The organism is Klebsiella sp. JB_Kp004 (assembly GCF_040065795.1).
Lineage (GTDB): Bacteria > Pseudomonadota > Gammaproteobacteria > Enterobacterales > Enterobacteriaceae > Klebsiella > Klebsiella quasipneumoniae.
Genome location: NZ_JBEAKW010000005.1, coordinates 226516 through 252329, shown reverse-complemented (window position 1 = coordinate 252329; position 25814 = coordinate 226516). Strand labels below are relative to the sequence as shown.

Genomic DNA, 25814 nt, shown 5'->3' with positions numbered 1-25814 from the left:
ATCCCCTGGCCGCCGGGTTAACCGGCGGCTGATGCGAGATCGTCATGAAAAATTTCATCCTGAGGCGCCTGCTGCAAACGCTGCCGATGCTGCTGCTGGCCTCGTTCATTATTTTTATGCTGTTTGCCAAAACCCCCGGCGACTTTATCGATGGCAATATCACCCTGACCGCCGCCCGCGCCGCGGAGCTGAAGGCGATCTATGGCCTCGACCAGCCGCTGTTCACCCGCTATCTCCACTGGCTGGGACAGCTGCTGCGCGGCGATTTAGGCTTTTCGCTGCAGTATCAGATCCCGGTCAGCCAGCTGCTCAACCAGTACATCTGGAACTCTTTTCTGCTGGCCAGCGTCGCGCTGGTCTTTTACTGGGGCATTGGCCTGGCGGTCGGCGTGGTGTCAGCCCTGCGACCCGGCTCCTGGTTTGATCATCTGGTGAGCGTCGCGGTGTTTGCCGCCATGTCGTTCCCCACCTTTTTCCTCTGCCTGCTGCTGATTAAATGGTTTGCCGTCGATCTCCACTGGCTGCCGGTAGGCGGGATGACCAATACCGGCAGCGACGAGAGCGGCTGGCAGTATGTGCTGCAGGTGGCGGCCCACCTGGCGCTGCCGGTGCTGGCGCTGGTGATGCTGCAGGCGGGAAGCCTGACGCGCTATGTGCGCGCCAGTATGCTCGACGTGGTGAAAATGGATTTTATCCGTACCGCCCGCGCCAAGGGGTTGCAGGAGCGCACGGTGATCCTCAAACATGCGCTACGCAACGCCCTGCTGCCGATCATCACCCTGCTGGGCTTCGAGCTGCCGGGGCTGTTCTCCGGGGCGATCATTACCGAAAAGGTATTCAACTGGCCGGGGGCGGGCCACATCCATATCGACTCGCTGGCCGCCCGCGACTATCCGGTGCTGATGGGGTTCACCCTGTTTCTGGCGGTGCTAACGATCGTCGGTAATTTGCTCGCCGACGTGCTGTACGCCTGGGCCGATCCGCGTATTCGGGTGAGGTCATGATGATTCTGTCTTACTTTGCTACCCGTCGTCGCCAGCGGCAGGCGGCTATCCCGGCGCTGGCGCACATTACCCCCTCTCCCTGGCGCCAGGGGTGGCGACAGCTGCGCCGTAACCGGCTGGCCATGTTCTGCCTGTTCCTGCTGGCGGTCATGGCGGTGTGGTGCGCGCTGGGGCCCGTCTGGTCGCCGTGGAAAGAGGATGCCACCGACGCCCTGAGCATCAACCACCCGCCCGATGCCGAACACTGGCTGGGGACCGATTTCCTCGGCCGTGATGTTTACACCCGCCTGCTGCTGGCCGGGCGCATCTCGCTGATTATCGGTCTGCTGACCATGGTGATGTCGGTGTTCCTGGGCTATCTGCTCGGCGCCCTCTCGGGGTATGTCGGCGGGTTAACCGACAGAGTGATCATGCGCGTGGCCGACCTGGTGATGACCATCCCCGGATTGCCGCTGTTGATCGTCGCCGGGGCGATGCTTTCCGAGCTCGATTTTTCTCCGGACTCGCGCATCTATATGGTGGTGGTGATGCTCAGCCTGCTGGAGTGGCCCCGACTGGCGCGGCTGGTGCGCGGACAATGTCTCTCCCTGCGCGAACGCGATTTTATGCTGGCCACCCAGGTGCTGGGCCTGTCGGCGCGTCGCCGGCTGTTTGGCCACCTGCTGCCGAATACCATTCCGATTCTGGTGGTGATGGCGACCATGGCTGTCGCCAACGCCATCCTCAGCGAATCCGCGCTGAGCTATCTCGGCCTCGGCGTGGTGCCGCCGACGCCGTCGTGGGGCAATATGATGGACGCCGCCAATAGCCTGATCGATTTCCAGCGCCGTCCCTGGCTGTGGATGCCGCCAGGGATCGCCATCTTTATCACCGTGATCGCCATTAACGTGCTGGGCGATGGCCTGCGCGACGCCATGGATCCCAATATGAAACCGAGGCTGAAATGAGCATACCGTTAGTCTCCTTTAATCATCTCTCCGTCTCTTTCGCTGGCGAACGCCATCGCGTGCGCGCGGTGCAGGACGTCTCTTTCATGATTCAGGCCGGGCAAACCGTTGGCGTGGTGGGCGAGTCCGGCTGCGGCAAAAGCGTCACCGCGATGGCGCTGATGGGCCTCCTGCCGCCGCAGGCCGCGCGCATCGACGGCGGCGAGATCCGTTTCGCGGACCGCGATCTGCTGCGGCTAAAAGCCAGACAGATGGCCGACCTGCGCGGCCACCAGCTGGCAATGATCTTTCAGGAACCGATGTCGGCCCTGAACCCGGTGTTGACCATCGGAGAGCAGCTGTGCGAACCAGCGATCCGCCACCTCGGCGCCTCGCCGAAAGCCGCCTGGCAGCAGGCTACCCGGCTGCTCAGCGAGGTCGGCCTGGCGCGCGGCGACAGCCTGATGGTCAGCTACCCCCACCAGCTTTCCGGCGGCATGCTGCAGCGGGTGATGATCGCCATGGCGCTGAGCTGTCAGCCCAAACTGCTGATTGCCGACGAACCCACCACCGCGCTCGACGTGACCGTGCAGGCGCAGATCCTGCGCCTGCTGCGGGACCGGGCGCGGGCCAGCCAGATGGCGATGATGCTGATTACCCACGACCTGGGGGTGATCGCGCAGATGGCCGAGCAGGTAGTGGTGATGTATGCCGGACGGATTGTGGAACAGGGCGCCACCGCGGAGGTATTACGCCATCCGCAGCACCCTTACACGCGTGGGCTCATCGCCTCCCGCCCGGTGCCGGGCGAGCGGCGTCGGCGGCTGTACTCGATTCCCGGCCAGGTGCCGGACCTGGCCGCCCTGCCGACGGGCTGCGCCTTTGCCGGGCGCTGCGAGCGGGCGACACCGCGCTGCCGGGAGGCGATTCCGCCGCTGCTCGGCGAGCGCCAGCGGGCCGCCTGCTTTTACAGTGAATTTGCGGAGGCGACAGCATGAGCGAACGCTATGTTATTGAAGTGGATGGATTGAAAAAATATTTTCCGCTGCGCGACGGCCTGTTTGGCCAACAGACCGGCGAGCTTCGCGCGGTGGACGGCGTCAGCTTTAACATCCGTCCGGGCACCATTTTTGGCCTGGTGGGCGAGTCCGGCAGCGGGAAAACCACCGTCGGCCGAACCCTGCTTGGCCTGTACGAGAAGAGCGCCGGCAGCGTGAAATTTCACGGTCAGGAGCTGGCCGACCTGACCGCGCCTGCCCTGCGCGCCATTCGGCCGAAGATGCAGCTGGTATTTCAGGATCCCTACAGCTCGCTGAACCCGCGGCTGCGTATTGGCGAGGCGATAGGCGAAGCTATGCTGCAGCACAAGCTCTGCGCCCGCGATGAGCTGTATGACCGGGTGATCGACGTGATGAAGATCTGCGGCCTGGCGCCGGAACACTACGCCCGCTTCCCGCATCAGTTTTCCGGCGGCCAGCGCCAGCGGATCGGTATTGCCCGGGCGCTGATCCTCAACCCGGATTTTATCGTCGCCGATGAGCCCATCTCGGCCCTCGATGTGTCCATTCAGGCGCAGATCATCAATTTGTTTTCCGACCTGCGCGACGACCGCGGCGTCACGTTTCTGTTTATCTCCCACGACCTCGGGGTGGTGGAGCATCTATGTGACGATGTGGCGGTGATGTATCTCGGGCAACTGGTGGAAAGCGCCAGCCGCGATGCGCTGTTCAGCCGCCCCCTCCACCCCTACACCCGCGCGCTTCTGGCCGCGGTGCCGACCCTCGACCCGCACAGCGAACCGCAGACGCTGGTGCAAGGCGAGATCCCGGATCCGGTCAATCCTCCCGCCGGCTGCCGTTTTTCATCCCGTTGCCCGCAGGTCGGCGAGCGGTGCCACAGAGAAGCGCCGGCGCTGCGCGAGGTGGCCCCTGGCCATCGGGTCGCCTGCCATTGGATCGCGTCCTGAGCGCGGTCGGCGTGGTTATTTATTTCTAAACAAGCGGCCGATTGTGCGCAGCGGCGCCAGGATTTACTATCCGTTCCGTCTTGTGAGACGCGTTATGAATGAAGCGTAATATTTTTATTCATTTTTGCCCGATGGCTTCGGGCATTTTTTTGCGACACGCCCGGGAGCGATCCTGCCGGCGACACATTTAGCGGGGCGCGGTCGCCCGTCTGTCAAAACGCAGCAATGGAACTGCTCGTCCGCGCCCCGCTATCCCTATGTGACCTTCCCGTGAAAGCCCGGCAAAAAATAAGACTATATGAGATTGCCCGGGGCATAGCTTTATCTTATTTTTTATGCGTGTACTCCACATTAAGGAATCAAGATCATGCTTAAGCGTCGCACTATTAAAACAGCACTGGCGGCGGTTATTTCTCTCGCCGTTATGGCGGCTCCGGCCTATGCCAACCCGGGTAACGGCAATGGCAATGGCGGCGGCGGTGGTAATCACGGGAACAGTGGTAACCATGGCAATAGCGGCAATCATGGTAACAGCGGTAACAGCGGCGACCATGGCAATAAAGGACAAAATAAAGGTCAGTCCAATGACGATCATGGCAACCGCAAAAACTACGGCAAGCCCGACCACGTCGACAGCGATATTAGCTTCTCACGGGCGCGCTCTCTTGCGGTGAACTACGGTCTGGTCGGCTATCAGGCGCTGCCTCCGGGTATCGCCAAAAATGTCGCCCGCGGCAAACCGTTACCTCCGGGTATCGCGAAAAAGACCCTGCCCGCTTCTATGATTAACGACCTGCCCTATTATCCGGGCTATGAATGGCGCGCGGTCGGCGATGACCTGGTGCTGGTCGCCCTGAGCACCGCCATCGTTACCGCCGTGATTAACGGTGTGTTTGACTAAATCACCTGCTGATTAAAAAGCCTCGCCCCGGCGAGGCTTTTTTGTGCCTGGCGCGGGAGAGTGACAACTCGCTGGCATCATCGCTAAGATAGTGGCTCAACCAACCCGGGACCGACAATGGACAAAGACACCGTAGTGACGCTGTTGAAATACAAGCGCTGGATTGACCTTGCCACCTTGCAGGCAATCCGCGCGATAGACGGTACAGTACATGGCGAAAAGCGTCACCTGACCCTCAGACTGATGAACCATATCCATGTCGTTGACATGATTTTCCGGGCGAATCTGCGCGGCAAGACGCACGGTTACACCGCGCTGAATACCCCCGAGACGCCAACCGTTGATGAGCTGGAAACGGCCATGACCGCCTGTACGGACGAATACATTCAGTACGTCAGCGCCATGACGCCCGCCGATTTCCACGAACGTATCGCCTTCACATTTGTCGACGGCGGCGACGGCAATATGACCGCGATGGAGATGCTCAACCACATGCTCTTTCACGGCGCCTATCACCGCGGCGCGGTGGGCTGGATGATCGGCGAATGCGGCGGCGTGCCGCCGAAAGAGGTGCTGACCGTTTTCCTGCGCGACCATCATTCCTGAGCAAGCTGTCAGCCGTGGATCGCGCGGATGATCAGCAACAGTTCTGCCTGATTACGGGTGTGGGTTTTCCGGTACAGGGCGCTGAGGTGGGTTCTGATGGTGGCGATAGATACGCCCAGATGTAAGGCGCACTCATCCGGCGTCATGCCCCGCACCAGCAGCTCCGCCACTGCGTTCTCGGCAGGCTTGACGTTAAACAGCTCCATCACGGCGCTGCCGGTGAGAAACGGCTCGGGAATAATCACGCAGGCCACCCCGGCAAGGCGGGCCGCCGGGATCACCAGGATCGGTTTCGGCTGGCGGCCGGCGGTATAGCACAGTCCTGCCCTTGGCGGCTCTGCCGTTCGGGTGGCCTGCTCAATAGCCCGTTTCAGTTTTTTGCTGTCGGTATTAAGGCACAGCGTATCGCCCCCGCTGTACCAGGAGAGGCGGGCGTTGGCGCGCAGGTAGCGTTCGGCATGCGCGCTGGCGTAGAGAATGTTACCGCCATGATCCACCAGCCATACCGGGTAGATCCCATTGTCCATTACCGCGCTCTGGTATTTTATGGTGTCCCGCAGCTGTTCAAACCGGGCGTGTAGCTGGCAGGCGGTTTTTAGCGCCGGGATCAGGCGCCTGAACAGTTCAAACTGCGCCGGCTGCGGATAAGCTGCCGTATTGGCCGTCATCAGTGACAGATAGGTGGCATAGCCATTGAGGGTGCACAGCTTGACGCTGGTAAGATTATTCAGATCGTTGGGGTGATGAAACTCATTGTAATAGACGCTGCCGGCAATAAACTTATCGCCTAAATACTCGCGGTCCCGGTACATCTGCCCGACCGGTAACGCGGTCAGTATTTTTTCGGCGGGATCGATGGCCAGAAACACGTCGCGATAGGCGGTGAAAACCTTCTCCTCCAGCAGGAGTGAATCGGTCAACAGGTGCGCGTTGCCTTTATCGTAGAACAGAAATGCCGCGTACTGATGGCCGGTGAGGAACGCCAGTTTCTGCAGCGCCGATTTCCACAAATCAGGATCCAGGGTGGCCATCAGCACCGTTTCAAGGATCTCGATGTAAATCAGTTCCGGATCGCTCGCCATACCGCCACCTGTGAGTCACTGTTTCCGCTGCCGGAGCGGCGCATGTGGCCGCCCTAATCAGCATAGTTCCGCCAGCGAAACAATGACAGTCCCGGTTCGCTGAGCAGACCGGAAAAGACGATTATCGGGAGCGTGACGCCAGTGCACCGTCATGGGGGTTCAGGATCCGCTGTTGCGGGTCTGGATAGCGCCCCCCTTGCGGCATAGCGTCCGCCAGACCATCAGGGCGCACAGCAGGGTGACGACCGCCAGCCCGCTAAACAGTACCGTATAAGCAGTGTCATAGCTCTCGCGCAGCGCCCGAAGGGAAAAGTCAGGCAAAAGCGCTGCCGCCTGCGGCATATTACCGGCCCCCAGCCAGCCTGCGGCGCGGCGAATCACCTCGGGCGCATACCCGTGAACGCGACTCTGCAGAGTCAGGTTATTGCTTGCCGTTAATACCGCGGTGACGACCGCCAGGGCGATCCCCTCGCCGGCAACGCGAACGGTGTTGAACAGGCCTGCCGCCATACCGGCTTTGGCGACCGGCACTGCGGATATCGCCAGGCCATCCATCAATCCCCAGGGAAGCGCCGCCCCCGCCCCGCACAGGATCAGCGCCAGCACCAGCTGCGGGAGGCGGTGGCTGTGAAAAGCATCACCCAGCAACAGCAACCCAACGGAGGCAATCATCAGCCCCCCCGTGGCCACCTGCCCCGGTGAAAACCAGCGGGTGAGCAGGGCCGCAAGGGATGGGAAAATCAGCATCGGCGCGGTCAGCGCCATCAGATACAGCGCGCTCTGCGACTCACTCATCCCCTCTCCGCCCATAAAATGCAGTGGAACGATAATCAGCAGGACAACGTAGCAACAGCAGGTGGCGACAGGCAGCAACAGTACGCCGACAAAACGCGGATGGCGCAGCAGGGAGAGTTCCAGCACCGGGTTATTCACTCTTCGGCAGCGCACGGCAAACGCGACGAACAGTCCCCCCGATACGATGAACAAGGCCAGCGTGGTCAGCGATAAAAAACCGCGGGCCGGAATGACCATCAGCGATGCAGTGAACAGCATCAGGGCCAGCGTAAACAGGGTTAAGCCGAGATTGTCGGGTGTCCGCGGCTCGCTTTTTTTTGCCGCGGGCAGACAGGCCAGACCGAGAAACAGAACCATCGCCGAGAGCAGCGCAAACAGGGCGTATACGCCGCGCCAGCCCACCGCGTCGGTCATGAAGCCGATCAGCAGCGGACCGAACGCCAGGCCGGCGCCGAACACCGTGCCCAGGATGCTGAATGCCCGCGTCCGCTGAGCGCCGTCATACAGCTGGGCCAGCGCCGCACTGCCGCTGGCTAAAATCATCGCCGCGGCCAGACCTTGCAGAGCCCTCAGCACGCCTGACAGGAAGAGATCGTGCGTCAGGCAAAACAGCAGACTGCTCAGGCAAAACAGCGCGGCGCCAGCGAGAAAGATGCGTTTTCTGTCAATGGCATCCGCGGTCACGCCTGCGGCCAGCAAAAAGCTGCCGAAGGTCAGCATAAAGCCATTGGTCAGCCACGACAGCGCAGCGGGAGAGCCGCCCAGCGACTGCTGTATCGCCGGGGTGGTCATGACGCCGCCGGTAAAACTTAACGGCAGCAGCATGGCCGCCATAAAGACAGAAAGCGCGGCCAGGGCGCTGGCGGATCGGGAATGTGTTCTGGCGGTGAGTAACATCAGGCGGCCCTCATCAGTCGGCAAGGAAGGAATGAATAAACTGCCGCCATCCTATTGCGGATGTTAATGCCGATAAATAGACTGAAAATATCTTCTTAAGAGACATAAGGTTTATAATCGATGGACAGCCTCACCTCGCTAACGTCCTTTGTCCGCACCGCCGAAACGCTAAGCTTTGTTCAGGCCGCCAGGCTGCTGGGCATTTCAGCCTCGGCGGTGGGTAAGAATGTCGCCCGGCTTGAGCATAAACTGGGGGTCCGGCTGTTTAACCGCAGCACCAGAAACGTCAGCCTGACGGCGGAGGGGGCCGCGTTTCTGACCCGCTGCCAGAGTATCCTGGAGCAGATCCAGGAGGCCGAGTCTGAGCTGACGAGCAGTCTCTCACAGCCCTCCGGCAAACTAAGAATTTCACTGCCTGTCATCGGCTACCGCCTGCTGCTCCCTGCCCTCACCGCCTTTAGCCGTCGTTATCCGCAGGTTGAACTGGATCTCGATTTTAGTGACCGGCTGGTCAATCTGATCGATGAAGGATTTGATATCGCTATCCGCAGCGGTGAACTAGCGGACTCCCGATTGATCGCCAGAAAGCTGGGGGGTTTTCGTTTTGTGCTCTGCGCCAGCCCGGCATATCTGGCGGAATACGGCGTTCCCGGCTCGCCAGCGGAATTGGCGGCGCACAAGTGCATTTTTTTTCGCTTCCCTTCGACGGGGCTGATCCAGCCCTGGGAACTGCGTGATATGCGGCTGACGGGGGATTTCAGGGCCGCTTCCGTGATGAGGGTCAATAACATTGAGGCTGCCATTCGCTTAAGCGCGGCGGGGATGGGTATCGCCTATGTTCCTGATTTTGTTGTGCGTGAGGCCATCAATGAGGGACACCTGCAGGAGGTGTTGCCCGGCTGTTGCGTCAAGGATGGGCATTTCTCCGTCCTGTGGCCTGCCAGCCGCTACCTGTCGCCGCGAATACGCTGTTTTATCGATTTTATGGCTGCGGCAGAGATACCCTTGTCGCCCGCATCGGCAACCCCGACCCCGTGAAAAGCCCAGCGCCGGATATCCTGCCGCCGGGCCAGCGAAAGCCAGCGACAGGAAAACCACTCAAGAGTACATCCTACCCTTTGGCGAAATTGGCCTGGATCCGCTGCTGCAGATAATCCTCGGCGCTGATAGGCGGGTACTTCCTCTGCGGCCCAAGGATCTCGATATCTTTATTGGCCTGGCAGAAAAACGCCAGGCTGTAGCGCGGCCCCTGATATTCGTGGGGCTGCGGGTTTCTCACCCGGTGGAAGTTAGACGGCAGCTGGTCGTCGCTCCAGCGCATCAGCATATCGCCGATATTGCAGGTGATGACCTCTTCCCTTGGCTCAATGCTGGTCCACTGCTGGCTTTCGCGGTCCTTGCCAGGGCAGACCTGCAGGCCGCCCTGACCGGGGCGCTGGAACAGCAGCGTCAGGCAGTCAAAATCGGTATGCGCGCCGGCCCGCCACATCCCCTGCTGCGACTGCTCGGTTGCATAGTAGTGCAGCATGCGCAAGGTGCTCTGATAGGTATCACGCTGCGGATCGTGCGCGGTGGTAAAAAACGATTCCGGAAAACCGAGCTTTAAAGCAAAGCAGGAGAGGATCTTCATCCCCAGCTGCCAGCACTGCGATTCAAATCCGAGCATCGTCTGTCGGAAGCCTGGCAGCTCCCGATCGCTGGGCCAGCGCCCGTCCATCAGCGGACGGGTTATCTGATATGACTCTTTTTGATCCGGCGTGCGGGTCGATGGCCGGACCTGCGCCTTGCTCTCCCAGCCGGCGTTGCCGGCCAGCGGATACTGGCGCTTCACCTCGTCGGGCAGGTCGAAAAACGCCTCGGTCGTACTGAACGCCTGGCGGATCGCCGCCAGCGGAATACCGTGGTGGCTGACCTGGAAGAAACCGATCTCCACCGCCGCCTCCCACAGTTGTTCGGCAATGTCATTTTTTCTTTCGGCAAAGTGAGACAGGTCGATACAGCGCACTTCGCGGGCAAAGGTCTCTTCGCCCTGGGCGCCCATCAGCGCCTCTTTTTCCAGTTCCTGTAAGGCATAGCGTTGATTTTGGGTGGTTGCGTTCATCGTCATTATCCTGTTATCAGTTAAACAGCGGCGCGCTGTTGGAGGGTACGGACTGCCGCCAGCGCGTCGTGGCGCATCGCGTCAAGGTCGAGACCGGGAATGGCGTCATCTTCCACGATGGGCCGGCCATTCAGCAGCAGCGCCTTCAGCGCGGCGCGGCCGCCGCAGGCCACCGGGCCAATCGCCATATCATGCAGGCCGAAGTAGCGCGGATCGTCCAGCCGGTAAATGGCGAGGTCCGCCTGCATCCCGACCTGCAGGGTGCCGCTCTGCGCTAAGCCAAGGATCTGCGCCCCGCCGGCGCTGCCCCAGCGCACCACATCCTCCACCGTGGCCGCATCGGCTCCGCCCTCGAAGGTGCCTCCGGCGTAGCGCGGCTGCGCCAGCATCCCTTTGCGCGCGCGCTGCAGCAGCCATGCGGCATGGGCTTCGCTTTGCATATCCGCCGCTTCATTGGAGGCAGCGCCGTCCACCCCCAGCGAGACCGGGACCCCGGCCTGCTCCAGCGCCAGCAGATCGGCGATGCCGCTGCCCAGCCGGCCATTGCTTTGCGGACAATGAGCAATGCCGGTACCGGTGCGGCCCAGCAGAGCAATCTCCTCCGGCAGAAGCTTCACCAGATGGGCAAACCACACGTCACTTCCCAGCCAGTCGTGCTCCGCGCAGAACTGCACCGGCGTCATGGCGAATTTCTGCCGCGCGGCGTCAAGATAATCGACGGTTTCCGATAAATGGCTGTGCAGCCGGATCCCCAGCTGGCGGGCCAGCTTCGCCATCTCCCGCAGCTGGGCGCCCGGCGCGGAGTGCAGGACGGTAGTGGGCGCCATCACCACCCGGCGCAGCGAGTCGGGCCGCGGGTCGTGATAGCGGCTGACCAGCCGTTCAATATCCGCCATATAGCCGTCGAAGGTTTCCGGACGCAGCGCCACCGGCAGATCCTGCTCCACCGCCCGGCCCTGGGTCGCCCCACCCCGGCACAGAACGATGCGCATCCCCAGCGCTTCCCCTTCGCTGAAGAGAATCTCCGACGTATCGAAAGGCATATCCGGCCAGTACAGGTAGTTGTGATCCGCCACGCTGGCGCAGCCCGAGCGCAGGAGCTCCACCAGACCAATGCGCACCGCCAGACGAAAGGTATGTTCATCGAAAGCCGCGCGAAAGCGGTACGGCGTGGCGCTCAGCCAGGCCGTCAGGCTCTGGTTCAGCCCCTGCGGCTCGCCCTTCAGCAGCGACTGAAAAAGATGATGGTGCGTATTCACCCATGCCGGATAGATCACGCAGTCGCGGGCGTCGATCAGTCGCTCTTCCGGCAGCGGCGTCAGGCTGCCGATGGCCGCAATCTTGCCGTCGCGGATGCGAATATCCGGCCCGGCCAGCCGCGCCGCCTCTCCGGACAGACCGCTGAGGATGGCATGGGCATTTTTAATGATGAATGACATGGCGTCGCTCCTCAGGGTTTAACCTGCATGGTCTGGACAAAGTCGGTGGTATAGGCCTGTTTCCAGTCGGTGGCCGCCGCCAGCAGACCGGCGCTGACCATAAAGTCGCGCGTCTTCTGCCAGCGGGCGTCGGTCATCGTCCCCCAGCCCTGGCTGGCGGCATCCCCGCCGTCGATCAGGTGATGCTCACGGATCTGGGTCACGCCCCAGGCGAGCAGATCGTCGGTCATTTTCGGGTTGTCCTGCTTAATCAGCGCATTTCCCGGCGCCGGATCCTTGAGATAGCTCACCCAACCCTCCATTGAGGCGCGGACAAACTTCGCCATCGCCGCTTTACGCTCAGCGATGGTGTCCGGGCGGGCGATGAGAATACCGCCATAGGGAGGGTAACCATGCTCAGAAAAGAGGAAGAAGTTCGCCTTCACCCCGGCCTTCTGCACCTGGAACACCTCGGAGCTGACATAGGCCTGCTGGGCGACAGCGTCGTCGACGACAAAGGGTTGAATATTGAAGGTATAGGGGCGAACCTGAGCGTCGCTCAGCTGGTATTGCGCCTTCAGCCACGGCCACCATGTCGCCTGACCGGAGCTGGAGACCAGAATGGTTTTGTCTTTCAGCCCCTGCAGGGAGCTGACATCGGCGTGGGTCAGCAGCCCCTGGGGATCGTACTGAAAGGGCGCGGCAATGGCTTTCGCCTGGAAGCCGCGCTGAATGCCTTCCAGCAGCTGCAGATCGTAACCGATGATCACATCGGCCCGCTTCGACAACAGTAACTGCATGCCGTTGACCTGCGGTCCGCCGGAGCGGATCTCGACGTCGAGACCATATTTTTTGTACAGCCCAGTGGCCTGAGCCTGATAATAACCCCCCTGCTCCGCCTGAGCGTACCAGGAGGTCAGCAGAACGATTTTTTCCTCGGCCTGAACGGCCAGCGATACACCGCCGAGGGCCATCAGGCCCAGCCAGCGTAAGCCCCGGGGAAGGCGTGCGCCTGTTTTCATTATCCCTCTCCTCTTTACGCCGGGAGGGGGAGCGAGCGAATGTGGCTCAGCCTCCCATCCCGGTCAACATTGAACCGCGACATGGTGACTGAGCAATGTCCCGTATGGATAACCCGTACTGACCGCTTCTACTCACACTCAGCTATACAAAAACGATGCCAGATTTGATGGCTCGCGAGCGGCCGCGAAAAATCGCCTGCGCCGCCGCCCTTGGGCATGCAACCTTTGATTCATGCACTCATTAAATGCACCGTTTTGGTGCGTTAATGAATGATTTTAGTGCCTGCCCGGTCTCTCACAGCTGGCTGAAGAGCATCTCCAGCTGGTTCAGCATCATCGAGGCGGCAAGGGAAAGCTGGCGGGCGGGCGAGACGCACAGCGCCAGGGTGAAAGGCTTAAGCTGCGGATCGGTTAGCGGCACAAACGCCAGCTGGCCGGACTCGATCTCATCGAGAATATCCAGCCGGCACAGGATGCCGATGCCCATCTGCTCTTTGATCAGGGTGCGGATCATGTGGATGTTATTCGATACCGCCACCTCCTTCACCTCGTTGCCGCTGATGTTGACCAGCGCCTCCACCGGTTCGCTGATCATCAACGGGGCGGATGGCAGGATAAACGGGTAGTCGATGCACTGGCTAAAACGCACAGCGCTGCGGCCGGCCAGCGGATGGCCGGTCGGCACTACGATCCCCATATTCATTTCGGCAAACGCCCGCACCTGCAGTTCGCGGGAGGTCTGCGGATTGAGCATGATGCCGAAATCCGCCTCGCCGGAGATCAGCGCCTGCTGGATGTGGATATTGTTGATGGTGGTCAATGTAAAAGAGATGTTGGGATAATGTTTGTGCACCTCTTTAAGCATCGTCGAAAAGAAATGCCGGTTAATGGCATCGATAGTGGCGATGCGCACATGCCCCCGCCGCAGTCCGCGCAGGTCATCCAGCTGCTCGCAGACCCGGGTAAAGTCTTTTTTCCAGTTATTGGCCGCGTGCAGCAGCAGCTCCCCGGCGGCGGTCAGCCGCAGCCCGGTAGGATGGCGCTCGAAGAGCGGCATCGCCAGCTCCTGTTCCACGCGCAAAATCTGACGGTCAATAGAAGACGCAGACACATGCAGCGCCTCTGACGCTTTACGAAACGACCCCTGACGGGCCACTTCGGTGAAATAGAGCAGAAATCGGGAGAAGGCAAACATCGTTTGGGTGCTCTCTTTTTTGCAACGGGTTGTGCGAATCAAAGCTCTGGACGCAACAGTTTTATCACAATACCGTAGCATTCATAGCGGAGAAACGATCGTTTCATCCATTTTTGCACGCCGGACAGTCACCGCGAAGGAGCGGGTATCCCTTCGCTGCCCCTGGCCGCCCTGCAGACAGCGGATTGAGGGAGAGAAAACGGTAATGCACAGCCACGATCTTATTTCGGTCTCGGTGGGGGAAATACGCCCCAACGGCGAGGGAAATCTATCTTTAATATTGCAGGCGGCGGCCGGGGAAATATTACCGGCCTACTCCGCCGGGGCGCATATCGATATTATTATTCCCGGCGTTGGCCCGCGGCAATATTCCCTGTGCGGCATGCCTGACCGCGGTAATCATTATGAAGTTTGCGTCCGGCTGACGGACGCGTCCACCGGCGGCTCACGCTATTTGCACCAGCAGCTCAAACACGGCGATCGGCTCTCCATATCGTCGCCGCGTAACCATTTTCCCCTGCCGGAGGCCGGGCGCTACCTGCTGTTTGCCGGCGGCATCGGCATCACGCCTTTGCTGGCGATGGCCGAAGCGATTGCCGCCAGAAAAGGGGCGCTGGAGCTGCATTATTATGTCGCCAGCTCGCGCCAGACGGCCTTCACATCGCGCCTGGCCCAGCTGGCCGCGAGCGGCACGGTGGCGATCCACTGCAGCGAGGAAGGCGCGTCGTTTCGCCAGCGGATCCCCGAATGCTTAACCACGCCCCACCCTGATACCGCAGTGGTGGCCTGCGGCCCGGAGGGCTTTATTCAGCGACTGCGGTCAGTCATGGAGGAATATCGCTGGTCGCCGTCGCAATTCGTATTCGAGCGCTTTACTCCCGCGGCGGAAAATAATATCGCGGCGAACAACGCATTTTATATTGAGCTGGCCTCCAGCGGGCAGCGTCTGCAGGTCGCCGCGGATCAAACCATTGCTCAGGTATTACAGCACGCCGGGGTGGAGGTGATGCTCTCCTGCGAACAGGGAATGTGCGGATCGTGTATTACCGGGGTTCTCGACGGGCTCCCCGAGCACCGGGACAGCGTACTGACGGCGGAGGAGAAAGCCGGCAACGACCAGATCACGCTCTGCTGTTCGCGGGCGAAATCGCCGGGTCTGGTTTTGGATCTGTGAGGAGACTGACGATGACGTTCCCCTCCTCTTGCGCGCCGCTCGCCGGCATCAGCCGCGCCCGACTTCCGGCCTGGGCGCTGCCCGACGGCTGGCCGACGCAGGCCAACGGTGAACCGCGGCTGGCGGACCTGGCCTTTCGCGATGGGCGGATCGCCGCCGTGACGCCCTCCGTCGAGCCGGCTCCCGGCCTGTGGGACCTGGCGGGGACCCTGACGCTCCCCGGCCTGGTGGAACCCCATGCCCATCTGGACAAAACCTTTACCCTTGAACGCTGCCGTCCGGCGCAGGCCGGGCTGCTGGCGGCGATCCACGCCATGCACGAGGATCGCCGACACTGGACCAGGGCGGATATTCAACGTCGGGCGTCCGCCGCGCTGGCCCGGGCGGCAGCAAATGGCGTGACCCATTTACGCAGCCATATCGACTGGTTTACCGCCGACGCGCCGGACGCCTGGCAGGAGATCGCCCGTCTCGATACCGGCGGCATCACCCTGGAACGGGTGGCGCTGGTCCCGCTGCCCCTGTTTCGCGATCCGGCGGACGCCGAGGCCATTGCCAGGACAGTCGCCAACAGCGGGGAGCGCTGCCTGCTGGGGGGCTTCATTCACTCCTCCAACTGGGACGCCGCCGCCATGGCAAACCTGCTGCGCAGCGCGGCACGCTGGGAACTGGATCTGGATTTGCATATCGATGAGGAGCTCAGCAAGGTGTCTCAGGGGCTGACCTGGCTGGCGGATCATCTCTCCCGCCACCCATTCCCCGGGCATATCTGCTGCAGCCACGGCTGCGCGCTGGCCGCCGGCAGCGACGCGCAGGCGGCGCTGATCCTGCGCCAGCTGGCGGCGCACGGCGTCACCCTTATCGCCCTGCCGATGACCAACCTGCTGCTGCAGGATGCGACGTTCGGCCGCACGCCGCGCCAGCGGGGGATCACCCTGCTGCACGAGGCGCAGGCCGTCGGCGTGGCCACCCTGCTTGGGTGCGACAACGTGCAGGACGCTTTTTGTCCGGCGGGAAGCTACGACCCGCTGGACACCCTGGCCTGCGGCCTGTTCAGCGCCCAGCTCAGCGACCCGTTCGACCGGCAGTCTCGGCTGATCTGCGATCGCGCGGCGCTGACCGGTTCGCCGGCAGACGCGGCCCCTTTTGCCGTCGGGGCGGCGGCCAGCGTGGTGATTTTCCCGGGTAGCGACCGTTTTACCTGGCCTTTAAACAGCGCCGCCCGTCTGGTGGTTAACCACGGCAGGTTAACCCACCGGCGAGTGTGGCAGGAGGAGATGGCACATGAGTCTTGAAGCAGGCGCGGGGGCGCCGCTGGCGCGGTATGCCGCCTGGCGCAGAGCCGGCGATTTTATTTTTCTCTCCGGCATTATTCCGGTCAATCCCCTGACCGGCACCATCGTCAACGGCTTTCAGGATGTGCCTGAGCCGGTGCGGGAGCTGCTGGGGGCGACCGGGGAATTTTCAACCGATGCGAAGCAGGGGCCGATCCTCGCCCAGAGCTGGTACGTACTGGAAAGCATCCGCCGCACCGTGGCGTCCGCGGGGGGGCAGATGAGCGACGTTATCAAGCTGGTGCAGTACTTTCGCAACCTTGACCATTTTCCCTATTACAGCCGGGTCAGGAAGCTGTTTTATCCCGACCAGCCGCCCGTATCCACCGTGGTGCAGGTCAGCGAAATGCTGCCCGACGCCACGGTATTGATTGAAGTCGAAGCAACCGTCTGGTTACCCCAGCCAATTCACTCCGAGGCACCGCGATGATTAACGGTTACATTCCTGCAGCGCGCTTTCTCCCTTTTCTGAGCTGGACGGACGTGGCCGCCCTGCCGGATAAAAGCAATACGGTTATCGTCCTCCCCACCGGGGCGATTGAACAGCACGGCCCCCATCTGCCCTGCTCGGTGGACAGCGTGATCTCCTCCGGCGTGGCGGGCCATGCCCTCGCCCGGCTGCCGGCGGCGATCCCGGCCTACGCCATCCCGCCGATCGTCTACGGTAAGTCAGAGGAGCATCTGCATTTTCCCGGCACCCTGACCCTCAGCGGCGACACCCTGCTGCATACCCTGCTGGAGATCGCCGAATCCCTCTATCGGGCCGGTTTTCGCAAGCTGCTGATGATCAACGGCCACGGCGGCCAGCCGCAGATCCTGCAGATCGCCTGCCGGGAAATGCGCCTGCGCCACGGGGATTTCATCGCCATCCCGCACGACGTGTTCAACGTGCCCAACTGCGAAAAACAGTTCCTCAGCCCGCATGAACAGCGGATGGCAATGCACGCCGGGCATAGCGAAACGGCGCTGATGCTGGCGCTGGCGCCGGAGTGCGTTCATATGGAGCGAGCGGTCGCCAACTTCCCGCCGGAATTCCCCTGCCCGACCCTGTCGAAAGGCCGTCCTGCGGCGGCGTGGGCGTCCTATGACTTTGGCCCCAGCGGGGTGATTGGCGACCCAACCCCGGCGACGCGGGAGCAAGGCGAAGGGCTTCTCGACTCCCTCGCCGCCAGCTGGGCGCAGGCAATCATCGAGATCCACCGCATGGCCTGGGTCGAACGTCGCGAACCGACCTGGGGCAAACAGCACTGGCACGGCTTTGTGCAGTCCCTACCACCCTCTTTCGCTGCTGAATCCAAGGAGCCCTGATGAATACCAGATCAACGCCAGTTTTTACCCTGCTGACCGTGGCCGCCCTCGCGGCCTCAGCCTCCTGCGTCGCGGCGGAGAAGTTCACGTTTCTCACCAACTGGTATGCTCAGGCGGAGCATGGCGGTTTTTACCAGGCCCAGGCCACCGGGCTGTATAAGCACGCCGGACTTGATGTCGAAATTAAAATGGGCGGCCCGCAGATCAACGTCATGCAGCTGATGGCGGCCGGCCAGGCGGACTGCACCCTTGGCGACAACGGCCAGGCGCTGGAGACCTGGCAGGCCGGGGTGCATGCGGTAACCGTCGCCACCGTGTTCCAGCACTCGCCGACGGTGTTTATCACTCATGACAAAGTGAGCAACCCGGCGGAGCTTAAAGACAAAACCTTCCTGCTCGCCACCGAGGCCTATACCTCCTTCTGGCCGTGGGCGAAGAGCGAGCTGGGTCTGGCTGGCAGCAAAGTGCGCCCCTATACCTTTAACGTCCAGCCGTTCCTCGCCGATAAAAATCTGGTGCAGCAGGGCTACGTGACCTCCGAGCCGTTCTCCGTCGCCAAAGGCGGGCAGCCGTTCTATGTCTATCCGCTCAGCGACTGGGGCTACCCGCCCTACGGCAACTCGATTATCTGTATGGCGGACACCATCCGCAAACGTCCGGCGGCGGTGGCGGCCTTCGTCAAAGCCTCCATGGAAGGGTGGAAAAGCTACCTGCAGGATCCTGGCCCCGGCAACAGCCTGATCGGCAAAGCGAACCCGCAAATGAGCGCCGAGCAGATCGCCTTTGGCATTGCCCAGATGAAGCAGTACCAGCTGGTGACCGGCGGCGACGCCATGACCGGCGGCATCGGCATCATCACCGAGCCGCGGCTGAAGAAAACCTGGGACATGCTGGTGAAAAACAAACTGATCGACGCCAGCAAGGTGCCGTTTGAGCAGACTTACACCCTGGAGATGGTCAAAGACGCCGGAGTGATGCCATGAATACTGCCCCGAAACTGACCGTGATGAGCGACACCCGCTTTATGCCCGCCTCCGCCACGCCGGCCATCGAGGTGCTGTCGGCGGAGAAGATCTACAGCAACGGCACCCGGGCGCTGCTGCCCGTTAACCTGACCATCAACCAGGGGGAGTTCATTACCCTGCTTGGCCCGTCCGGCTGCGGTAAGAGTACGCTGCTGAAGATGGTCGCCGGCCTGGTGGAGCCCAGCGACGGCAAGCTGATGCTGTGGCGGCGCGACAGCCGGGAAAAAGCGCAGCATCCGCTCTCGTTCGTCTTTCAGGAGGCCACCCTGATGCCCTGGAGCAGCGTGCGCAATAACGTCAGGCTGCCGCTGGATCTGGCCGGCGTGCCGCGGGCGGAGGGGAATACCCGGGTGAGTGAAGTCCTTGAGCTGGTGGGGCTCGGCAAGTTCGCCGACGTCCTGCCGCGCGAACTCTCCGGCGGCATGCAAATGCGCGTCTCCATCGCCCGCGGCCTGGTCACCCGGCCAAAGCTGCTGCTGATGGATGAGCCCTTCGGCGCGCTGGATGAAATTACGCGGAACAAGCTCGACAGCGATCTGCTGCGCCTGTGGCAGGAGCAGAATCTGACGGTGGTCTTCGTCACCCACTCGATCCACGAAGCGGTGTTTCTCTCGCAGCGGGTGATCATGATGGCGGCCCGTCCCGGACGGGTGGTGGAAGATATCGCCATCCGGGAGCCGTTCCCGCGCAGCGAGGCGTTCCGCGTCAGTCCGGCATTTTCCCTGTATGCCCGTCAGCTGCAGGACAGTCTGTTGCAGGCCAGCCAGTCCGGTATGGAGCCATAATATGAAGACCACAACCTCAACGCCGTGGATCCAGCATCCGCGTTTTCTCAAAATTCTCTATCCGACCCTCGTCGCGGTGGCGGTGGTGCTCCTCTGGCAGGGCGCGGTAAGCTATTTCCGCATCCCGGCCTTTCTGGTGCCGTCGCCGCTGGTGATGCTGGACAGCCTGTGGACGCATCTCACGCCGCTGCTGCTGGCGCTGCTGTTCACTCTCAAGATCACCCTGATCTCGTTTCTGCTGTCGATTGTCATCGGCGCCGCCGTGGCGTTTATCCTGGTGCAGAACCGCTTTGTGGAGACCGCCCTGTTTCCCTACATCGTGTTTTTGCAGGTGACGCCGATCGTCGCCATCGCCCCGCTGATCATCATCTGGGTAAAGGACGCCACCCTCTCGCTGGTGGTGTGCGCCACCCTGATGGCGGTCTTCCCCATCATCTCCAATACCACCCAGGGACTGCGCAGCGTCTCCCCCGGCCTGCTGAGCTATTTCCGCCTCAATCACGCCAGCCGCTGGCAGACCCTGGTGCGGCTGCGTATCCCCTCGGCGCTGCCCTATTTCTTCGGCGCGCTGCGTATTTCCAGCGGGCTGTCGCTGATTGGCGCGGTGGTGGCGGAGTTTGTCGCCGGCACTGGCGGGACCAATACCGGGCTGGCCTATCAGATCCTGCAGGCCGGCTACCAGCTGGATATCCCGCTGATGTTTGCCGCGCTGCTGCTGATCTCTCTCGCCGGGATCGCGCTGTTCGGCGTGATGTCCTGGGTCTCGCGCCGGGCGCTCAGCGCCTGGCATGAAAGCGAAGCCGTGCAATCTCATTAATGTTTTGCTGACGAACAGGAAGAAGAATGATGACTGATGAACAGCGTCAACAAGCGGTCGCGGCGATCCAGCAGGCACTCCCGGCGCTGGAGTGGACCCTGCAGCCGGCGAAACTCAAACGGCTTTCCCGCGATTTTCACTGGTTCAGTCCGGTACTCGCCGAGCAGCTGGCGGGAAAACAGGCGGACGCGGTGGTTCGCCCGCGCGATGAAGAGGAGCTGCGCCAGCTGGTCGCCGCCTGCGCGCAGCATCAGCTGCCGCTGACCTTGCGCGGCAGCGCCACCGGCAACTATGGACAGCTGGTCCCTCTCGAAGGAGGGATGCTGGTGGATATGACCGGGCTCAACCAGATCGTCGCCCTCGGCAACGGCACGGTGAGGGCCCAGGCCGGCATTCGCCTGGCGGACATCGAAACCGCCGCCCGCCCGACGGGCTGGGAGCTGCGCTGTATGCCGTCGACCTACCGCCTGGCGAGCCTGGGCGGCCTTTACGGCGGCGGGTTCGGCGGCATCGGCTCCATCAACTATGGGCCGCTGGCGGCGCCAGGCAATGTGCTCAGCGTCAAAGTGATGACCGTCGAGCCGGTCCCTCGCGTGCTGACCGTCCCGGCACCCGAAGCGCTGCTGCTGCATCATGCCTACGGCACCAACGGCATCATTCTTGAGGTTGAGCTGGCGCTGGCTCCCGTGCACCAGTGGATAGAACGCCTGGACGTGTTTGACGATTTCGCCGATGCCCTGAACTATGCCAACGCCTGCGTCCGCTCGCCGGGGCTGGTGAAGCGCCAGGTCGCACTGCTGGCCACCCCGATCGCTGACTATTTTAGCCACCTCAACGATCGTTACCGCGCCGGGCAGCATGCGGTTATCAGCCTGATCGCCGAAGAGAGCGAAGGCGTGTGCGCCAGCCTGTTACAGCGCCATCGCGGGGCCAACGCCATCCGCCAGGCCAGCGATGAGGCCCGGGCGCACAATGGCTCGTTAATGGAATACTGCTGGAACCACACCACCCTGCATGCGCTCAAGGTGGACAATACGCTGACCTATCTGCAGACCGCGTTTGATCCGCAGCGCTATCCACAGCAAATTTTACAGATGGAACAGCATTTCGCCGGGGAGGTGATGTCCCATATTGAATTTCTGCGCGATATCGAAGGCAACCTCACCGCCAGCGGTCTGCAGCTGGTGCGCTATACCACGCCCGAACGTCTCAACGCGATCATGCAGATATTTCGCGATAACGACGTCAAAATTAACAACCCCCACGTGCTGCAGGTTGAGGACGGCAAACAAGGGGTGATTCGCCCTGACGTGGTGGCGGTGAAACAATCTCTCGACCCCGCGGGATTGCTTAACCCCGGCAAGCTGCGCGGCTGGGCGCTGCGCGACCAGCTGGAACTGGACAGCAACCCGCTGGCGCGGGCCACCCGCGAAACTCCCGCGACCTGATCGCCCCGCTCCGCTCCGCGTGCGGGCAAACGCGGAGCGGGCCCGTCTCTCTTCCCCCTGCCCGCACGGCGAGTTTTTTTACGCCACTCATTCATATGAATGAGTGGCGTCTCTGTTTCCTCCGTTATACTTTTCTTTAGCTGACGAGACGGTCGTTAAAAAATTGTTCACAGCATTTTCTAAATTTTCTCTTTGAGCAAAAAAAGAGGTCTTCTGATAACGGCCAATAAATTCCCTTGTATGACCAACAATGTTCAGATCCGTTGCTAAGGAAATTAAAATGTCATTATCCGTGAATAGTTACCTAAAAGAAGTTGAAGAAATAAAAAATAAAGCCACCGCCCTGTCCAATAAAGAATTCAGTGACACTATTGATGAAAATGGCCATCAATACGTTGATCTGGTAATGGAGGGTGGCGGCGTCCTCGGATTAGCCCTTGTAGGTTACATATATATTTTAGAGAAAGCAGGGATAAGATTCATTGGTATCGCAGGTACTTCAGCCGGTTCAATTGCCGCCTTACTATTATCTGCAGTAGATATACCTGAAAAAGAAAAAAGCGAACAGTTAATAAACATGATCGCCAATATGCCTATAAATACATTTATTGATGGGAAAAAAGACGGAGATTATGATCCAAAGAAATTTATGGATACTGCAACTGGCTTAATGAATGCTGAAAACAAATCAGGGTTTAAATACTTTCGTGCATTTTTGAGACTCCTTTCGACAACGGACAACTTAAAAATAATGCATGGACTTAATAGAGGTGATGAATTCGAGTCCTGGCTTAAAAAACAGCTATCATCTTTTAATATTTATACTGTCAGCGACCTTAGAAAAAGAATGGCGACAACTCCACCCGGATGGAAGCTTAGAAGCACCAGTATCGATAAAGCATCCCAGCTTGAAGGTAAACTTTACCTTGATGAGTTAGATGTTAATCATGACTATTTATGCTTGATAACGGCGGATTTGGCCACCGAATACAAGATTGAACTTCCTGTCATGGCAGATCTATATTGGGAAAAACCGAAAGATGTAAATCCCGCGGTCTTCTGCCGCTGCTCTATGTCTATCCCTTTTGTCTTTCAGCCCTACACGGTAAAAATACCTCATATGGATAATAATCTACAATTGAAATGGCAAAAGTATACCGGTATTAGTTTTCAAAGCAGATTAGCGACTCGATTTCCGCCACCTATCGCTTGTTTTGTTGATGGCGGAATCATGTCAAACTTTCCGATTGATGTTTTTCACAACCCCACAAAAATTCCAGCAAGACCCACATTTGGTGTCAAACTGCAACTTGATGATCACAGTCATGAAATTAACAGTATCCTTGATATATTTGCTCAATCTTTCAACACCGCCAGACATGCCATGAATTACGATTTCATTAAAAAAAACCCTGATTACAATAAGCTAGTATCATTCATAGACACTGGAGACATCGGCTGGTTAGACTTCAGCATGAGCGACGCCAACAAACTTAAACTTTTTAGACTTGGCGCAGAAACAGCTTATCAATTTCTTATTAATTTTGATTGGCAAAATTACAAAAAAATCAGGCGAGATATTACTTCCGCTTATCAGACAAGCCTTCCCCTTGCAAAATTAAATAGATACTTCAAGAATAAATAAATACTGCAAAGATAAAAACTAGAAAAGTCCAGCCAGATAAGGAGCGAAACTCGAGGAAATCATTCTCTGCTATCCACAATTTAACAATCTACCTGATGAGGATAAGGCTATGCCTAATGGTAACGACTTAATAAACACAGCAAGAAGTCAGCTTAATGTCAAAGAGCAGCCGCTTAACAGCAACTCTGGCCCAATGGTAAATACCTATCTCAAATCAGCGGGCAGCACACCTGGCTCGCCATGGTGTATGGCTTTTATCTACTGGTGTAGCTGTCAGGCTGGTATTCCCGGCCTGCCTAAAACCGCCAGCGTAGAGAAATTCTATCAGGCGTCATTAGCGCTCGGGAAAATAATAGCCATATCTGACATTGCCGTTGGCGATATCGTTTTAAGAGTTGATTATCCCGTCCAGTCTAAAGGCCAAAAGCCAGGAGATCACGCTGGGATTTACACAGGTAAAAATAAGGCAGGTATCCCGTTATATATCTCAGGTAATACCGTCTCCACAAATCCTGTAGTCACCGATGAAACTAGCTCATATGTCGATGAGCATCAGATGAAGCATTTTAATTACGCAGCTCGTTTTTGGTAACGCGAAGTCTTAAAGATGATTTGAGAAATAGATGCATTGCCATTACCACACCTTCCGGCCGACGACTGTTTCACCAGACATCGGCCCCTTTCCCCATACCGCCCCTGCCTCCGATCTTTTCAGCCCGACACCGACCTTATCCTGCGCCGGACAGTCCCGCCATATGGACGATAAGGCCCACCGCGGCGGCGGCGGCCAGTACCCAGGTCAGCTTCCACTTATAGCGAAACAGCAGCCCGGCGGCGGCGAGAGCAATGGCCGCAGACCATGGGTCGAAACCGGACGGTCCCCAGACGCTATGCCAGATAAAAAACAGCGCCAGATTCAGGATAACGCCCACCACCGCGGCGGTGATAGCAGTCAACGGCGCGGTAAATCCCACTTTATTATGCGTGGTTTCAATAAACGGCCCGCCGGCGAGAATAAAGATAAACGAGGGTAAAAAGGTAAACCATGTCACCAGGCACGCCGCCGCGATGCCCTCCAGCAGCGCATCATCGACGCCCAACACCGCTTTGGTGTAGCCGCCGACAAACCCGACAAAGGTCACCACCATGATCAACGGCCCGGGGGTAGATTCCCCAAGGGCGAGGCCGTCCATCATCTGCCCTGCCGTCAGCCAGCCATAGTGGGTGACCGCCCCCTGGTAAACATAAGGTAAGACGGCATACGCCCCGCCAAAGGTCATCAGCGCGGCTTTGGTAAAGAACCAGCTCATCTGAGTCAGCGGATGCGCCCAGCCAAGCATTAGCGCCAGGGCGGCCATCGGCACCAGCCACAGCAGCATCCCGGCGATCAGCACCTGAGAGGTACGCCGCCAGCTGAAAATGGCATGGGCCGGGATCGGCGTCGCGTCATCAATGATGGCGGCCCCGCCGGGATGACTCTGCGCACGGTGGGCGTCCGCTTTGCCGAATGTCGCCGGCGCCATCCGTCCGCCGATAAACCCGACGATCGCCGCGGTCAGGACGATCAGCGGAAAAGGAACGTTCAGCGCAAAAATAGCGACAAAGGCAGCGGCGGCGATGGCCCAGTAGGCGCCATTTTTCAGCGCCCGCGAGCCGATGCGGTGCCCCGCCTGCAGCACGATCGCCGCCACGGCGGGTTTGATGCCATAAAAAATCCCCGCTACCACCGCGACATCTCCCCAGACGAGGTAGATCCACGCCAGCGCGATAAGTAACGCCAGCGAGGGCAAAATAAACAGCACCCCGGCGATGACGCCTCCCCAGGTTTTATGCATCAGCCAGCCGATATAGGTCGCCAGCTGCTGCGCCTCCGGGCCGGGCAGGACCATACAAAAGTTGAGCGCGTGCAGGAATCGTCCTTCCGAGATCCAGCGTCGGTTATCCACCAGCTCCTGGTGCATCATGGCGATCTGCCCGGCAGGCCCGCCGAAGCTGATAAAGCCGAGCTTCAGCCAGAAGCGAAAGGCCTGCCAGAAGGAGACGGAGGCGACGACGGAAGGACTGTCACTCTGCGGAAGAACCACCGTTTTGCTCATGATTGCCAGACCTCATTTCACAGGACGTCAATAAGCCGTCGAACAGCGAGCAGGCTGCCGCCAGCAGTTGGTCATCGTCCGTAATGGTTTCCCGCAGCCCTGCAAGCACACTCTCCACTCCCGCCGCCTCCGGGGTCGGTTCCCCACCGACGTCCAGGAAGTGGATCAACCGCCCCAGGGTATCGGGTATCGGGGATCGCGGCCTCCAGAGCACTGCGTCGGGCCAGAACGTCGAAGGTCACCCGCGTGCTGACGTGCTCTTCAGGGTT

At 60.0% G+C, this 25814-nt stretch carries 24 protein-coding genes and 2 pseudogenes; 17 read left to right on the top strand and 9 right to left on the bottom strand.

Going from position 1 to position 25814, the window contains the following annotated elements:
• Window positions 1-44: 44 nt before the first annotated feature.
• The 6 genes from ABLX76_RS07335 (at window position 45) to ABLX76_RS07310 (ending at window position 5403) form a co-directional block, all read left to right on the top strand.
• A complete protein-coding gene (locus ABLX76_RS07335) occupies window positions 45-1004 on the top strand; it encodes an ABC transporter permease (RefSeq protein ID WP_008804589.1) in 960 nt (319 codons plus the stop codon).
• Window positions 1001-1951, top strand: coding sequence for an oligopeptide ABC transporter permease (gene opp4C, locus ABLX76_RS07330; RefSeq protein WP_348874335.1), 951 nt, complete (start codon window positions 1001-1003; stop codon window positions 1949-1951). Before ABLX76_RS07335 ends, opp4C begins: the two co-directional genes overlap by 4 nt.
• Window positions 1948-2928: an ABC transporter ATP-binding protein gene (locus ABLX76_RS07325; protein ID WP_101978567.1), complete on the top strand. Its 981-nt coding sequence runs from the start codon at window positions 1948-1950 to the stop codon at window positions 2926-2928. The genes opp4C and ABLX76_RS07325 overlap by 4 nt, the downstream gene beginning before the upstream one ends.
• Entirely contained in the window at window positions 2925-3896 is a 972-nt protein-coding gene (locus tag ABLX76_RS07320) for an oligopeptide/dipeptide ABC transporter ATP-binding protein (protein WP_348874333.1), read from the top strand. The genes ABLX76_RS07325 and ABLX76_RS07320 overlap by 4 nt, the downstream gene beginning before the upstream one ends.
• Window positions 3897-4263: 367 nt before the next feature.
• Window positions 4264-4797 (top strand): anti-virulence regulator CigR family protein, encoded by a 534-nt coding sequence (locus tag ABLX76_RS07315; RefSeq protein ID WP_023289974.1) that lies wholly within the window; start codon window positions 4264-4266, stop codon window positions 4795-4797.
• 117 nt (window positions 4798-4914) lie between these two features.
• Window positions 4915-5403: a DinB family protein gene (locus tag ABLX76_RS07310; RefSeq protein WP_065881478.1), complete on the top strand. Its 489-nt coding sequence runs from the start codon at window positions 4915-4917 to the stop codon at window positions 5401-5403.
• An 8-nt stretch (window positions 5404-5411) separates the two neighbouring features.
• Here ABLX76_RS07310 and ABLX76_RS07305 read toward each other — a convergent pair whose 3' ends face one another.
• The 3 genes and pseudogenes from ABLX76_RS07305 to ABLX76_RS07295 form a co-directional block, all read right to left on the bottom strand.
• Window positions 5412-5549, bottom strand: a complete 138-nt coding sequence (locus ABLX76_RS07305) for a hypothetical protein (protein ID WP_229583961.1) — start codon at window positions 5547-5549, stop codon at window positions 5412-5414.
• A gap of 822 nt (window positions 5550-6371) precedes the next feature.
• Window positions 6372-6485, bottom strand: a pseudogene (locus tag ABLX76_RS07300) (LuxR family transcriptional regulator); the annotation flags it as partial.
• A gap of 159 nt (window positions 6486-6644) precedes the next feature.
• Entirely contained in the window at window positions 6645-8177 is a 1533-nt protein-coding gene (locus tag ABLX76_RS07295; RefSeq protein WP_348874330.1) for an MFS transporter, read from the bottom strand.
• 120 nt (window positions 8178-8297) lie between these two features.
• On the opposite strand from ABLX76_RS07295, the gene ABLX76_RS07290 reads away from it, so the two are divergent.
• Window positions 8298-9215, top strand: coding sequence for a LysR family transcriptional regulator (locus ABLX76_RS07290; protein WP_087849283.1), 918 nt, complete (start codon window positions 8298-8300; stop codon window positions 9213-9215).
• Between the two features lie 73 nt (window positions 9216-9288).
• Here the strand turns inward: ABLX76_RS07290 and ABLX76_RS07285 are convergent, their stop codons facing one another.
• The 4 genes from ABLX76_RS07285 to ABLX76_RS07270 all read right to left on the bottom strand — a co-directional run bounded on the left by ABLX76_RS07285 (window position 9289) and on the right by ABLX76_RS07270 (window position 13913).
• Entirely contained in the window at window positions 9289-10278 is a 990-nt protein-coding gene (locus ABLX76_RS07285) for a 2OG-Fe(II) oxygenase family protein (protein WP_023289988.1), read from the bottom strand.
• A gap of 20 nt (window positions 10279-10298) precedes the next feature.
• Entirely contained in the window at window positions 10299-11717 is a 1419-nt protein-coding gene (locus ABLX76_RS07280) for an amidohydrolase family protein (RefSeq protein WP_261902351.1), read from the bottom strand.
• An 11-nt stretch (window positions 11718-11728) separates the two neighbouring features.
• Window positions 11729-12718 carry an ABC transporter substrate-binding protein gene (locus ABLX76_RS07275; protein ID WP_048335915.1) on the bottom strand — a complete coding sequence of 330 codons (990 nt, stop codon included), beginning with the start codon at window positions 12716-12718 and terminating at the stop codon, window positions 11729-11731.
• 295 nt (window positions 12719-13013) lie between these two features.
• Window positions 13014-13913, bottom strand: coding sequence for a LysR family transcriptional regulator (locus ABLX76_RS07270; RefSeq protein WP_102004545.1), 900 nt, complete (start codon window positions 13911-13913; stop codon window positions 13014-13016).
• A gap of 205 nt (window positions 13914-14118) precedes the next feature.
• Between ABLX76_RS07270 and ABLX76_RS07265 the strand changes: the two genes are divergently transcribed.
• The 10 genes from ABLX76_RS07265 to ABLX76_RS07220 all read left to right on the top strand — a co-directional run bounded on the left by ABLX76_RS07265 (window position 14119) and on the right by ABLX76_RS07220 (window position 24041).
• Window positions 14119-15087, top strand: a complete 969-nt coding sequence (locus ABLX76_RS07265; protein WP_065812963.1) for a PDR/VanB family oxidoreductase — start codon at window positions 14119-14121, stop codon at window positions 15085-15087.
• A gap of 11 nt (window positions 15088-15098) precedes the next feature.
• On the top strand, window positions 15099-16382 hold the full coding sequence (locus tag ABLX76_RS07260) for a cytosine deaminase (RefSeq protein WP_262963197.1): 1284 nt from the start codon (window positions 15099-15101) through the stop codon (window positions 16380-16382).
• The gene (locus tag ABLX76_RS07255) at window positions 16372-16851 is read left to right on the top strand and encodes a RidA family protein (RefSeq protein WP_016161230.1); all 480 of its coding nucleotides are present in this window, start codon (window positions 16372-16374) and stop codon (window positions 16849-16851) included. The genes ABLX76_RS07260 and ABLX76_RS07255 overlap by 11 nt, the downstream gene beginning before the upstream one ends.
• A complete protein-coding gene (locus ABLX76_RS07250; RefSeq protein ID WP_032453162.1) occupies window positions 16848-17729 on the top strand; it encodes a creatininase family protein in 882 nt (293 codons plus the stop codon). The genes ABLX76_RS07255 and ABLX76_RS07250 overlap by 4 nt, the downstream gene beginning before the upstream one ends.
• Entirely contained in the window at window positions 17729-18712 is a 984-nt protein-coding gene (locus ABLX76_RS07245) for an ABC transporter substrate-binding protein (RefSeq protein ID WP_086075926.1), read from the top strand. The genes ABLX76_RS07250 and ABLX76_RS07245 overlap by 1 nt, the downstream gene beginning before the upstream one ends.
• Complete coding sequence (locus ABLX76_RS07240) at window positions 18709-19539, top strand: ABC transporter ATP-binding protein (protein WP_065881457.1); 831 nt, start codon at window positions 18709-18711, stop codon at window positions 19537-19539. The genes ABLX76_RS07245 and ABLX76_RS07240 overlap by 4 nt, the downstream gene beginning before the upstream one ends.
• Before the next feature lies 1 nt (window position 19540).
• A complete protein-coding gene (locus ABLX76_RS07235; protein WP_023289996.1) occupies window positions 19541-20356 on the top strand; it encodes an ABC transporter permease in 816 nt (271 codons plus the stop codon).
• A 26-nt stretch (window positions 20357-20382) separates the two neighbouring features.
• Window positions 20383-21804 (top strand): FAD-binding oxidoreductase, encoded by a 1422-nt coding sequence (locus ABLX76_RS07230; RefSeq protein ID WP_049014250.1) that lies wholly within the window; start codon window positions 20383-20385, stop codon window positions 21802-21804.
• A 280-nt stretch (window positions 21805-22084) separates the two neighbouring features.
• On the top strand, window positions 22085-23449 hold the full coding sequence (locus tag ABLX76_RS07225) for a patatin-like phospholipase family protein (RefSeq protein WP_348874325.1): 1365 nt from the start codon (window positions 22085-22087) through the stop codon (window positions 23447-23449).
• A gap of 109 nt (window positions 23450-23558) precedes the next feature.
• The gene (locus ABLX76_RS07220; protein ID WP_023289999.1) at window positions 23559-24041 is read left to right on the top strand and encodes a hypothetical protein; all 483 of its coding nucleotides are present in this window, start codon (window positions 23559-23561) and stop codon (window positions 24039-24041) included.
• Between the two features lie 136 nt (window positions 24042-24177).
• Here ABLX76_RS07220 and chrA read toward each other — a convergent pair whose 3' ends face one another.
• Window positions 24178-25545: a chromate efflux transporter gene (gene chrA, locus ABLX76_RS07215; RefSeq protein WP_348874323.1), complete on the bottom strand. Its 1368-nt coding sequence runs from the start codon at window positions 25543-25545 to the stop codon at window positions 24178-24180.
• A pseudogene (locus ABLX76_RS07210) lies at window positions 25514-25802 on the bottom strand (chromate resistance protein ChrB domain-containing protein); the annotation flags it as partial. The gene chrA and the pseudogene ABLX76_RS07210, both read right to left, overlap by 32 nt.
• Between the last annotated feature and the right edge of the window lie 12 nt (window positions 25803-25814).